Source organism: Gemella sp. (assembly GCF_057272915.1).
In genome coordinates, this window is the sequence record NZ_DBHIUF010000022.1 from 1 (window position 1) to 13,445 (window position 13,445).

A 13,445-nucleotide genomic window follows, 5' to 3' on the forward strand; every position below is an offset into this window, starting at 1 on the left:
ATACTCTAGTACGACTTTCTTTTTAAATTCAAAATTATATTTAGTCATAAAAATATCGACCTCCAAAAAGTTAGATTTTTTGGTCTAACTTTTTGGGGTCGGTACATCTTCCGAACTGCCTTTTTTTAAAATTTTTAATGAAATTATTTAACAGGTAATACTGCTCCATTCCATTTTTCTTTAATGAATTTTTGAGTATCTTCAGATTTTAAAGCTGCAACAAGTTTTTTAACAACAGGTTTGTCTTTGTCACCTTCACGAACTACGATGATGTTTGCGTATGGGTTGTCGTCTGTAGCTTTTTCTACTAATACTGGCTCAGTTGCTGCGTTTAATCCTGCATCAACAGCGAAGTTAGCGTTGATTGAAACTAGGTCACCTTCACCATTTTGGTAGAATTTAACCATTAAAGCTGGATCATTTTCGTAGCTGAATTGTAATTTTTTAGGGTTTTCAGCAATATCATCGAAAGTAGCTGTTACTGGGTCTACACCATCTTTAACTTTTACTAATCCTTCAGAAGCTAATAATTTAATTACGCGTCCCCATTCAGATTTGTTGTTACTTACTAATACTTTAGCACCTTCTTTAAGGTCTTTAACGTTTTTAACTTTTTTAGAGTATAATCCGATTGGCTCTAAGTGAATTGCACCAGCGTCTTCAATTTTGTATCCATTTTCTTTAATAGCATTTTTTAAGAATGGTACGTGTTGGAAGTAGTTAATGTCGATTTCTTTATCGTTTAACGTTTTGTTTGGTACATAGTAGTCTTGATATGTAATGATGTCTAATTTGATTCCTTCTTTTTCAAGTTGAGGAGCAACGTGCTCTAATAATACTGCGTGAGGTACGTTAGTAGCCCCAACTTTTACAGTTACAGGTTTGCTAGGATCTAGTTTATCAACATCGATTCCTTTTTTCTCAGTTTTTGATGCACTTGAGCATCCAATTAATACGATTCCAAGTATGAAACTTGTTACTAAAAATAATAGTTTTTTCATTTATAATTTTCTCCTTTTGTTTGTACTATTTATTTTTGGGTTTTGCGAATTTTATGTAAAAAAAATCACCCTTACTCTCCTAAGAGAATAAGGGCGAAACTAATTTCACGGTACCACCTTACTTTTTCGTAAACTACGAACTTTATCACTACAACGTCTATGTATCTAGAATATATACGAGATAGTGTGCGTTTGTAACGTAACGCTTACGAAAAAAGCTTGTGTTTTAAAACTCACTTTTTTTACCATTCAAACCATTTTCCTTTATCATCTGCATTGTGTGCTTTCACCTACTCACACTCTCTGTAAAAGTTCCTATAAAGTACTTATTTGAATATCGGTAATTTTGAACTTGAGTATATATTATCATTAGCAGATAAAATTGTCAACACTTTTTTTTGAATTTTTTTAAAAAGTTTTTTGAAAATTCATGAAAATTCACTTTTTCGTTTACATAAAATACTATTTTTTTCAAAAAATCACTAGTTAAGATTGTTGTTTATTAACCATTGCTTTATTACTTCTACAGTTTTATCTCTATATTTAGGAGCTTCATACATATGATCTGAGCCTTCAATAACATTTAGAGTTGCATTTTTATATCTTTTTGCTGTTGCTCTTGCTATATTTGGATGTACCATTTTATCCTCGCTACCTGTTATAACAAGCACAGGTTCACTTACTTTATCAAAATCAATATAAGCACCTTTTTGTTTATCTAAAAATGGTAATGCCATTTGGAAATATGTGAAACCAGATTCTGGAACTAATTTAGAAAATTCTCTTTCTTTATCCTCTTCTTCTTGATTATTCATACAATAATCATAAAATGCATGCTTATAAGGCGGCATAGATTTTTTCCAAAATCCTGGGCGTAGAAAATGTTTATAGAAACAAATTACCATACTTGGATAAAAAGCATATATCCCCGCTGCTGGGGCAGTTCCCATTAATACCAAACCTTTAACTTTTCTCCTCATAGCAACTTTCTGAGCAAGAAGTCCTCCTAACGAGTGTCCTAGTATTATTGGAGTTTCATCAAAAGTTTCTATTAACGCTACAATATCATCTGTAAACTCATCTAAACTAACTTCTGCTACCTTTTTTTCAACTTCTTCATAAGGTAAATCATGATATCTTAGAGTTGGAGTATATACATTTAAACCTAATTTTTCTAATTCATCTTCAAATTCTCCCCAAACAGTTCCATCACACCATGTACCATGTATCAATACTATATTCGTCATAAAACTTCCTCCACTCTTTATTGTTAGCATTCTTTTTTCTATGCTAATTATATACTTATTATCTTCATTAATCAAATAATTATATAGAGCTGGATATAATTCAAAAATTCTACATTCTAAAAAACATATACACCATGGCTTATTTATGCCAGAATTTACTTTATAAATAACTTTTTAGATATCTAATAACCTTTGCAGGAGCAACTCGACAAAATCAATTTCTTTCAAGGGGATAATCAAAAAGTTCTAAAATTTAACAAAGTTCATATTAAAACCCATAGCCCCAGTGGTTTATTGATATTTAGATTCACTTTATAAAAGCTTTTTAGGTATCTAATTAACTGCGCGGGTGAACTCGACAAAATCTTGTTTTTTAAGAAATTGCGATTTTTGAGTCCCTCAACTCTCCCTAATTAGTTAAACAAAAAAGAGTAGACTCAAAAACTGGTAAGGATTTTTGCTCTACTCTTTATATCACCACTTGAAAATTATCAAAAGGTGAATTAAACTTTGGAGGCTAATTTTAGAATTGTTCGCTCATTTCACGAACAGTTTTTTCAATATTATCTGAATATGATATTGCTGATATAATAGACACACCATCGACATTCGTTTTCATAATATCTTTAATATGTTGTGTCTGAATACCACCGATTGCCACTAATGGCATTTGTGGTAAAAATCTTCTCATTAATTCTAGTCCTTCATAACCTATAGCGCCACCAGCATCATCTTTTGACTGTGTGACATATACAGGTCCTACACCAACATAATCTACATATTCAACTTTGGATTGTTTAAATTCTTCTTCATTTCCTATAGAAAGACCTATAATTTTATTCGGCATTAATTTTCTAATCTCGTCAACACCAAGGTCATCCTGTCCTACATGTACTCCGTCAGCATCTATTTCTAATGCTAACTCTATATCATCATTAACAATAAACGGAACATTGTATTTTTTACAAAGATTTTGTAGTTTTATTGCTAATTCTACTTTTTCACTACCTTCTAAGGCTCCTTCACCTTTTTCACGAAATTGAAATAAAGTTATTCCACCTTTTAAAGCATCTTCAACTACTGTATATAAGTCCTTACCTAAGCAAGTAGTAGTTCCACAAATAAAATATAATTTTAATAGTTCTTTATTAAACATCTTATTTCACCTTTTTAAATGCTTTTATATCTTGATCTGTAATTTCATATAATGCATTAATAAATTCAACTTTAAATGTTCCTGGTAAATGTCCATTAGGAGATTTTTCCGCCATTTCCCCGGCAATATTATATGCTAACATAGCTGTCTCTAGTGATTTTAATTCTTCACCTTGCTCTAATCCAATAAAGCTTGCTAGAACTGCTCCTAATAAGCATCCTGTTCCTATAACTTTAGGCATCATTGCACTTCCATTATGTATTGTTATTACTTCTCCATTAACAGCAATAGCATCAACTTCCCCAGTTACTACTATTGGAATATTAAATTTAGCATTTGCTGCTAAGGCAATTTCATCAATATTATCTACTCCTGCACTGTCTACTCCCTTAGAGGCTACATTTATTCCGACTAAAGATGCAATCTCACCAGCATTTCCTCTAATAGCTGCCAGTTTGTAATTATTTATTAAATCATCTGATACTTTTTTTCTATAAGCTCCCGCTCCACAGGCTACAGGATCTAATACTGCAGGTACATTATATTTTTCAGCTATTTTAAGCGCCTCTTGGTATAATTTCCAAGTTTCATCTGTTAATGTACCGATATTAATCAATAACCCTCCAGCATATTTTAATAAATCTTCCAAGTCTTCTGGATACTCACTCATTGCTGGTGATGCTCCTAATGCTACTAAGCCGTTTGCTGTGAAATTTTTAACTACATCATTAGTTATACAAATCACTAATGGCGCTTTTTCTTTTAATAATTTTAAACTTGTCATATTTATAAATCTCCTTTAAATGCTATATGATTTACAGGTCCATTTCCATGACCTATTTCTGGTGTGTGTTTTATCGCTGCTGTAATGAACTTTTTCCCAATATCTACAGCTTCAATTATACTTTTACCTTTTGCTAATTCTGCAGCAATAACAGCTGAGAATGTACAGCCTGTTCCATGTGTATGATTAGTCTTAAATCTTTCACTAGTCCATACTTTTTTAGTACCATCATTTAAAAATAAATAATCTTTTGCTTCTCCAGTTAGATGTCCACCTTTTATAACTACTGATTTACATCCAACTTCATCGATAATGAACTTCCCTGCACGATTAACATCATCTTCTGTTAGTATTTTAAAATTAACAATTTCTTCTGCTTCTGGTACATTTGGTGTAATAATAGTTGCTAGTGGTAATATCTCTTCTTTTAAATGTTTTCTTGCAACATCATCTATCAATTTATCTCCACTTGTCGCGACCATAACTGGATCAACAACATAAGGAACATCTTTAGGTAAATATCTCTTAATTAATTTCATCATGTCAGCATTTGCTATCATTCCAGTTTTTACACTATCAGGTGTTATATCATCAAACACACTTTTTAATTGCGCTTCTAATATATCCAAATCCAAGTTTCTTATCATCTGCACACCTAACGTATTTTGTGCAACAACACTAGTAACTACAGCCATTCCATACACTTCACGTGCCTGGAAGCTTTTCAGGTCAGCCATAATTCCTGCTCCACCAGTTGGATCAGTTCCAGCAATAGTTAATGCAATATTAAGTTTACTCATATCCTATACCTCTAAATCCCAACGTTCTTGCGTATAAGCCATATTAAAGAAACGACGTTCATGTTCACAACTTTCTAAGAAGTTTTTAATAAGTCTTTGTTTACCTTCTTCACTCATAAATTCAGCTTCGCGATTAATAATTTTATAGTACTCAGTAAGTACTTCATCTACTAAGCCATCAGCATAAAATTCAACCCAGAATTTTAATGGATGATCATCTGCTAAATTATGATTAGCTAAAATCTTTCTAGCTACCATTTTATAAATCCATGGACATGGCGCCATTGCACTTAACGCTTCTGCCATACCAAATGCAAATGCATTATAGTACATATGTTTTATATAATGGTCTGCAGATGGATACCACTCTCCGCCTTTAATTATATCTTGATAATCTCTCCCTATGTAATCTGCTAAATTTTTATGTGCAGCAATTTCTTCGTTTAATACAAAATTAATCTGACCTAAGAAAAAGTTTTTTTCAACCTTGTCATTACTTTTTGCTAAAAGAATGGCATAAATATCGCTGAAATTCTCTAAATAAAGTGCATCAGCTTTCAGGTAGTGCTCTACTGCTTTTTCCGATAAATCAGCGTTAATTAATCCTTGAATAAATCCATCATTATATATTTTATCAACAATTGGTAATGCCTTTTCTTCCATAATTTCAGTAATAAGTTTCATAGGTATATCCCCCTCAATATATTTAATTTTGGTCTAAAATAATATCACTTATGATAAATAAAAAAGTCCCCTTACTAACGTAAGAGAACTCTGAAACATATATTACTCATAGTATATTTTCCAATAATGTTGGATTAATTCTATTTTGAAAATATTCACGTTTCCTACGCTAGCATTATCTAGATCAGGTCAAAGGGTCTAACTATGTTATCTCAGCCTAAAGGCTCCCCCAGTGATTTTATTCTATTCACTTTTTAAATCGTAGCATAGAAAAATTAAAATGTCAACAAATTAGTTTAAGGGTTTACAAGAATTATATAATTAAAAATTACATTTAAATCATAGAACTTTTTATGATAATATTTTTTTATATTTTAAAATTAACTTCTTCTTATATATGGCGAATTTGTTAATTGTTAATGTAATTTTATTGTAATTTTTATATGTTTTAGACTGCAAATGAAATCCATTATCACTTTTTCCTTTATTAATTAACTTCTTTGTATTATAATAGTATAATGAAAATTAATTACCAAGACTATATAAAAACCAGTCTTGTCAAATTACAACAAATTAATATTATTAATTATCTTATTTTATTTCACTGAAAACTAATGAATTACATCATAAAATATATTAATCTTATTATTTAAGTAATTCATCCTATTTTCATTAAAAATAAACATCATTTAAGGAATAATCCAGAACTAAATATTAAATTGACCTCTTGGATATTCCAAATTTTATTAAATAATTGTGTCTAAATTGTGAATAAAGTTTGTACATTTTTAGGCAGGAAAGAAGGGAAAATAGAAAATGAAAAACAATACATTATTAAAAGTTCTATCCGCGACAGCTATATTCTCAGCCGTTGCAGCAATTGAAGCTTACGATCAAGATAGTTTTGCTTTTGCAGCAGAAGACACACCTGTTGTAGCGAGTAGCTCAACAGCAACTCCTGGTGCAAATCTAACAACTACTCCAGATGCAACATCTACTGATAATATTTATACAACAACTCCTGTATCAGTGCCATCAGTTTCTGCTACAGATAATACTACTTTTAAAGATTATAAGAATCTGAAAAATGGGGAATATAGTATAGAAGCGTCTGCTCTTAACTTTAATGCTGAAGGTACGGTCCCATCAATGGCTTCTGCAGGACTAGATAATACAAAAACAAAATTAATTGTTGAAGATGGAAAATATACCGTAAATGTTACATTTAATCCTATAAAAATCGGTCGAAATAAAGGTTACTTAGGCGATTTAAAATACTACGATGGTGATAAAACTCATGAAAACAGAAGAGAGATAACTAATGGTGATTTTAAAGACACAAAAATCATCGACAATTACACAGAAAAAGAAAACGATGAATACTCTGAAACATATCGTAAAAAATATCCTGAGCGCCATGTGTACCCTAAAACTTTTAGTTACTCTGTAGACAAAAACAAAATAGACAACAACAATCAACTTGAGACTTTCACACAAGTATTTGTTCCTGTTATGGATTATGTTTTGGACGGAGCAGGTGTTCAAAATATGATTTTAACTTACAATTTTAATAAATTAAAACCATTGCATATTAATACCGCTGAAAATACTGATACTAGGTTTGTCAAATTATCTGTAAAAGATGACACTATAACTACGCCTAAAGTTAGAAAAAATGTCGATACTATAGGGAAACTCATAAGAGAAAACAATGAAGAATATTTAGTTTTTAACTATTACAGCAAAGTTGGAGAAGGAAAGAACAATGATGGTATTCAAAATATAAAATATAGCGATAAAGAAATTCAAAACGCTAAAAACTCCGACTTATTGTCTCCTATCTCTAATAAAATAATAGAAACAATAACTACTTCTGATTCAATATACGAAATATCAGAGGTTAAAATACCAGTAACAGGGAAAAAAGAAGTTATAGTCTATGGAGATTTTCAATATCCTGCAAGAATAATGAAACAATATGGTACTATTACTTGGAATGATGCTAACGTAATAGTAAATAATAATGCACAAGTTGACGAACCAAAATTATTTTCTATAAAAGCTACCTTAGGTGGTACAAGAATCAAGAAAACAAACGAACCTAGTAAAGAATACGATTTTACAAAAGATGGAATCACTTATACTCCTTATAATGGTCTAAGTGGAAACAAATTTAAATTAGCAAGACACTACTACCACACACTAGAAATGTCATTTGAAAGAAACAATTTAATTAACACAAAAACAAGACATATTAAATATACTATCGATGGAAGCGAACCTACATTTAACTCTCAAGATGCGGCTGTAAAATTTGCTAATGCCAATCCTCACAAACCAGAGTTTTCATATAATATAAATATAGATCCATTTGCCGAAGGGACAAATATTACTTCTAGCGGAGGAAATATTATCGTTAAAGTTAAATCTTTCAATATTGATGGTACAGAAAGTAGTGCAACAAAAACATACATTTTACCATTCGAAAAAGAAACTCTTGACAAAGCAGAAACAACATTAAACATAAATAATAAAGAATATACTGCAACTCTTTCATCAAAAAATAAATTCTTATTAGATGAAGATGTAACTATTAAAACTACTCCTGTTTCCGAAAGAATCATGAATCACACTCTAGATAGCAAAGTACAAGAACTAGGACTAACAAAAGTTAATTCTTTTAAATTTGATTTAACGAAAAAAGATGGTTCTAAATTCACTCCTCTTGACAAAGATGGTTGGAACATTAATGAAAATCCAATATTTACACTTAATATAGCTGGATATGAAGCTACCGCAAATACGCAAGTATATATCTACGAAAATGGAATTCTTCGTCTAATCCCTTCTACACCTTCTAAAAAAGGAGTAGAATTTAATGTAAATAGCGATGAAGCTTATTTTGTTATTGCTGAAAAAGATTCTCAAATATTGAAAAAAGAAAAAATTATGGAGTTGAATAATAAAGTAAGCGAAACAGAAAAAATACTCTCTGATACAAGTACAATTTCAACTGCAAAAGCAAATCTTGAAGCTGAACTTGAAAAAATCAAAAAAACTCTAGCTAGACCAAAAGCAAGTTTATCAAACATTGTATTACATTTAGAAAATCTTGATATTAATCTTAAAAAATTAAAATCAGAAAAAAACACAGATCTTAAATATTTACAGAATAATTTTGAAAATTTAACACACATAGTAAACTCTGATATATTGTCTCAATTATTAACTAAAGAAAAATTAGAAGAACTGAAAGCATTAGTTTCAAAAACAAATAACTCTCTAAATGATGCTTTATCACTTCAAAATAATATAAAAGAATTGTATGAATCTTTAAACAATTTATCATATAAATATCCAACTCAAGATATAGACTACTCTATTAAGAAATTCTACAGACCTACTGAGACATCAATGGCTAATCAGGTATTTACAAATAAAGGTAAATTAATTTTTACACCTAATAAAACGTATTTAGATTTAGATTTAAAAACGATGCTATTCGGTTCAATGCACTCTCACCTATTAGAAATAGATGTATTCAAAAATAAAATAGATGGTGAAAAAGTTAAATACTTCGTAGTTAATAAATACGATGATTTAAATTCTTTAACAGGAGAAATCGGAAATTTTGATAAAAAATTAATAGTAGAACTAGAAAAAGAAGTAAAAAATAGTTATGATATCAGAGTGCCAAACGATGGAATGGGTAATTCTAGACCTGAAGCTAAATTAGTAATAACTACTAATATTAATAGACCTGAAGTCCTTTCTGATGAGAAAAAAGCTGAAAAAGAACGTATTGAAGCTGAAAAATTAGCTAAAGAAAAAGAGGAAGCTGCTCGTCTTGAAAAAGAAAGATTAGAAAATGAGGCGGCTGCCAAAGCTCAGGCACAAAAAGAAAAACTTGCTAAAGAAAAAGAAGCTGCCGCCCGTCTTGAAAAAGAAAGATTAGAAAATGAAGCGGCTGCCAAAGCTCAGGCAGAAAAAGAAAAACTTGCTAAAGAAAAAGAGGAAGCCGCTCGTCTTGAAAAAGAAAGACTAGAAAATGAAGCGGCTGCCAAAGCTCAGGCACAAAAAGAAAAACTTGCCAAAGAAAAAGAGGAAGCCGCTCGTCTTGAAAAAGAAAGATTAGAAAAAGAAGCGGCTGCCAAAGCTCAGGCGGAAAAAGAAAAACTTGCCAAAGAAAAAGAGGAAGCTGCTCGTCTTGAAAAAGAAAGATTAGAAAAAGAAACTGCCGCCAAAGCTCAGGCAGAAAAAGAAAAACTTGCCAAAGAAAAAGAGGAAGCTGCTCGTCTTGAAAAAGAAAGATTAGAAAAAGAAGCGGCTGCCAAAGCTCAGGCACAAAAAGAAAAACTTGCTAAAGAAAATGCAGAAAAAGTTCGTATCGAAGCAGAAATACTTGCTAGAGAAAAAGTGGAAATTGAAAAACTAGAAAAACTAAAATCTGAAACAGTCGATGGTATTATGAAAGATAGCAGCATTTCAGAAGATGAAAAAGAAAAGCTTAAAGCAATTATAAATAATGCTACACTTAAAGATACTTTGGTAGCTACTGTGAAAAACGTGGGTGAAATTAGTAACATTAGTGTTTCATTTAACAACTCTAATATTAAAGCAACTCAATTTGTAGCCGTAGAAGCTGACGAAAAGAATACAACTAAAGTAGAATCTTTAGTTAAAAATACTGATGAAAACATGCAGGTAATAAAAACGATTGATCTTTATTTTAAAGATGAAAAAGGAAATAAAATCGATAAGAAAGGTGAAACTCGTACCGTTACTGTAGCGCTATTGGCTAATGAGAATGAAAAATTAGAGGTATATTATGTAAATAATAATAACCTTGAAAAAATTCCAAGTATCTATAAAGATGGAAAATTAACATTCTTTACAAATCACTTCAGTTTATATACTATTATTAAAAATGTAACAACGAACCAAGCTGCTTCTAACATTAATATAACACCTACTGATACACCTACATCATACAAAGATAATGCATTGATTCAATCTGTACTTCCAGAATTCAATAGAAATTCTTCAACTAACAACACAGATTCAGAAGCAACAAAAACAAATGTTCAAGAAATAAAACATGTAGCTACAAACAATAAAACATTAGCAAAAACAGGAACGACTACTACAACTACAGGTTTCTTAGGATTAATTTCATTACTTTCTGCAGTAATATTACGTAGAAAAATTAATAAATAATAATCATTATCAAATGAGTTTAGAAATTTTCTAAACTCATTTGTTTTTTTATTTTGTGTCTAAATTGTGACTTATATTTGAATCTTTCGAGAAAAAAACTCTTATTTTAGAGTTTAAATGATACTAATTATCATTTTTTTCTTTATTTTTTTTTGTTTTTGTAATATAATAGTGATAACGATTTAATATCTAATAAAATCTAATTTAAATACAAAATAAAGGAGATCCTTATTTATATGAAAAATACAACATTATTAAAAGTTTTGTCTGCGACTGCTATATTCTCAGCAATTGCAGCTATTGAATCATATGATCAAGATAGCTTTGCTTATGCAGCAGAAACAACTGCTGTTGCAAGCAATCCGGCAACAGCAACCGCTCCTACAGCAGTTGCTCCAGCTACTCCAGCAACAGCTACAACTGCACCAGCAACTTCTGCTACTGCATCACCTACAGCTCCAGCAACTACTGCGCCTAAAGCTGAAGAACCTGCCACTGTAGCTCAAGACGTTAAAGCTTTGAAAGATGGAGAATATAAGATTACTGCTGAAGCCTTAAAATTCCATGAAGAAGGTCGCCCTTCTATGGCTGCCGCTGGATTAGATAACGAAAAAACAAAATTAATAGTAAAAAATGGACAGTACTCTGTAAGTGTTACATTTAAGCCTATTACATTAGGTGCTATGTCTGGATACTTAGGAGACTTAAAATACTATGATGGTGATAAAACTCATACAAATCGTGAAGAAATTAAAGATAGCGAGTTTAAAGACTCAACTATAGTTGAAAATTACGCTGAAAACGAAAAAGATGCATTTATTGATACATACAAAGAAGAATTCCCTAATCGTACTGTTTATCCAAAAACTATTACTTTCAATGTAGATAAAAATAAAATTGATGCTAATAATAAACTAGAAACATTTACTAAAGTGTTTGTTCCTGTTATGGAATCTATTGGTAAAATGAGTAATAATCCTGGAACTGGAACTCAAAGGATGATATTAAAATTCGATTTATCATCACTTTCTAGAACAAAAGTAACTGCGGATAACTACGAAGCAGCTACATACAAAAATCCTAATAAGGACGTAGAATATACAGGTAAAATTAATAAAGAATTCCCTATTCACGTCCAAGGACATTTAAGAAATGCTAACAACAACGATGAAGAGTCTCTATACGGTTCTGCATTAGATAGTTATGTTAAAATTGAAAAAGTTGGAGATAAATATAAATATACTCTAAGATTCAAAAAAGGTCTTGCTAATGTAGGTGGAGAATTCTATCCATTTGAATTACACAAAGTAGCATATGAAGGTAAAGATATACCTTTAACTACTCTTGCTACAAACGGAAATTCTTCTGTTAAAGAAGGTTCTATAACTACTGATAAATTATTAGAAAAAATTCAATTAGATGGTACTGCTCCATATCCCAACGGTGCTTTAATGTCGCACTTCGTTACATTAAAATTATACTATGAAACTGCAACTCCATATAAAGAAAGACCTGCTAAAATTGAAGAAGTAGTAGCTCCGGCTAAACCAAAACCAGTTACACCTGCACCGGTGAAACCTAAAGAAGAGCCTAAACCTGCTGCACCTACAGTTCCCGATCATGCAGTAGCTGCTGATAAAGTACCTACTACATTCCCTGCTACTGTAAAAGGGGAATTAAAATATCAAAAAGATAATGAACAAATTTCAACATATGCTAACTTATTTGAAAAAGATGTGAAAATTGAGAAACAAGGTCCAGAATACAAATACACATTTAAAATTAAAGAAGCAACTGGTAACACATTTGTTACTAAACGTACTAAATATCAATTTTCAAAAATTTCACATAATGGCAATAATGCACTTATTACTCCATTAGAAGGTACTAATAAAGAAGTTTCATTTACAACAAATCAATTACTAGACAAAGTTCAACTCAAAATGACAGTAGTAACAAAACAAGATAAAAAAGGCAATGAAATCGATGCAACTTTAGATCTTAATTTTCCTACTGTAGAAGCTACTAAAGAGGAAGCTGCTAATAATCTAGTTTCAGCTAAAATTCATGATGCTAGCGTTACTAACAAATTATCAATGTCAGATGGTGCACTAGTTCACGAAAAAACTCGTGTAGAAAAAGTAAATGATACTTATCACTACTACTTAACATTTAAAAACTTACAATTCGGACCTCTTGTAGGAACTGTTGAGGCAATAACTGTAGATGGAAAAGTTGCTGAAAGAACAGACCTTGGTGGTGAAGGTAATGAAAAACTATTCCACTTCACAAGTGCTGAAAAATTAGCTGAAAAAACTATTAATTTCTCTGTATACGCAAACGGTGAACCATTAAAAGGACACTCAAATACTCCAGCATTAGTAAAATTTGACTGGAATACTGTGACTCCATTAACAGCAGAACAAGTTACTACTTTACACCAAGAAGAAGCTGCAAAAGCTCAGGCTGAAGCTGCTCGTCTTGAAAAAGAAAAAGCTGAAAGAGAAAAAGCTGAAGCTGATAAACTAGCTAAAGAAAAAGCTGAAAGAGAAAAAG

8 protein-coding genes and 1 riboswitch are annotated in these 13,445 nt (G+C 30.9%); of the genes, 2 read left to right on the forward strand and 6 right to left on the reverse strand.

Translation table 11 applies throughout. The features are described 5' to 3' along the window. Positions 1-143 precede the first annotated feature (143 nt). The 6 genes from ACO6OL_RS07450 to tenA all read right to left on the reverse strand — a co-directional run bounded on the left by ACO6OL_RS07450 (position 144) and on the right by tenA (position 5,672). A complete protein-coding gene (locus tag ACO6OL_RS07450; RefSeq protein WP_485502684.1) occupies positions 144-1,001 on the reverse strand; it encodes a MetQ/NlpA family ABC transporter substrate-binding protein in 858 nt (285 codons plus the stop codon). 482 nt (positions 1,002-1,483) lie between these two features. Next, positions 1,484-2,248: an alpha/beta fold hydrolase gene (locus ACO6OL_RS07455; protein ID WP_485502685.1), complete on the reverse strand. Its 765-nt coding sequence runs from the start codon at positions 2,246-2,248 to the stop codon at positions 1,484-1,486. Between the two features lie 523 nt (positions 2,249-2,771). Next, entirely contained in the window at positions 2,772-3,404 is a 633-nt protein-coding gene (thiE, locus tag ACO6OL_RS07460) for a thiamine phosphate synthase (RefSeq protein WP_485502686.1), read from the reverse strand. 1 nt (position 3,405) lies between these two features. After that, positions 3,406-4,188: a hydroxyethylthiazole kinase gene (gene thiM, locus ACO6OL_RS07465; protein WP_485502687.1), complete on the reverse strand. Its 783-nt coding sequence runs from the start codon at positions 4,186-4,188 to the stop codon at positions 3,406-3,408. A gap of 2 nt (positions 4,189-4,190) precedes the next feature. After that, positions 4,191-4,988 carry a bifunctional hydroxymethylpyrimidine kinase/phosphomethylpyrimidine kinase gene (gene thiD, locus ACO6OL_RS07470; RefSeq protein ID WP_485502688.1) on the reverse strand — a complete coding sequence of 266 codons (798 nt, stop codon included), beginning with the start codon at positions 4,986-4,988 and terminating at the stop codon, positions 4,191-4,193. Positions 4,989-4,991: 3 nt separating this feature from the next. Continuing rightward, positions 4,992-5,672, reverse strand: a complete 681-nt coding sequence (tenA, locus tag ACO6OL_RS07475; RefSeq protein WP_485502689.1) for a thiaminase II — start codon at positions 5,670-5,672, stop codon at positions 4,992-4,994. A gap of 143 nt (positions 5,673-5,815) precedes the next feature. Next, positions 5,816-5,913: riboswitch (TPP riboswitch) on the reverse strand. A gap of 575 nt (positions 5,914-6,488) precedes the next feature. Between tenA and ACO6OL_RS07480 the strand changes: the two genes are divergently transcribed. Continuing rightward, positions 6,489-10,889, forward strand: a complete 4,401-nt coding sequence (locus ACO6OL_RS07480) for a hypothetical protein (protein ID WP_485502690.1) — start codon at positions 6,489-6,491, stop codon at positions 10,887-10,889. Between the two features lie 236 nt (positions 10,890-11,125). Next, positions 11,126-13,445: peptidase (locus ACO6OL_RS07485; RefSeq protein WP_485502691.1), on the forward strand; the 2,320-nt coding region annotated here is incomplete at its 3' end.

Excerpts from the sequence above, each read along its gene's own strand:
- ACO6OL_RS07455 (WP_485502685.1), bottom strand. The coding sequence starts at position 2,248 with ATGACGAATATAGTATTGATACATGGTACATGGTGTGATGGAACTGTT.
- thiM (WP_485502687.1), bottom strand. The coding sequence starts at position 4,188 with ATGACAAGTTTAAAATTATTAAAAGAAAAAGCGCCATTAGTGATTTGT.
- ACO6OL_RS07450 (WP_485502684.1), bottom strand. The coding sequence starts at position 1,001 with ATGAAAAAACTATTATTTTTAGTAACAAGTTTCATACTTGGAATCGTA.
- thiD (WP_485502688.1), bottom strand. The coding sequence starts at position 4,988 with ATGAGTAAACTTAATATTGCATTAACTATTGCTGGAACTGATCCAACT.
- ACO6OL_RS07480 (WP_485502690.1), top strand. The coding sequence starts at position 6,489 with ATGAAAAACAATACATTATTAAAAGTTCTATCCGCGACAGCTATATTC.
- tenA (WP_485502689.1), bottom strand. The coding sequence starts at position 5,672 with ATGAAACTTATTACTGAAATTATGGAAGAAAAGGCATTACCAATTGTT.
- thiE (WP_485502686.1), bottom strand. The coding sequence starts at position 3,404 with ATGTTTAATAAAGAACTATTAAAATTATATTTTATTTGTGGAACTACT.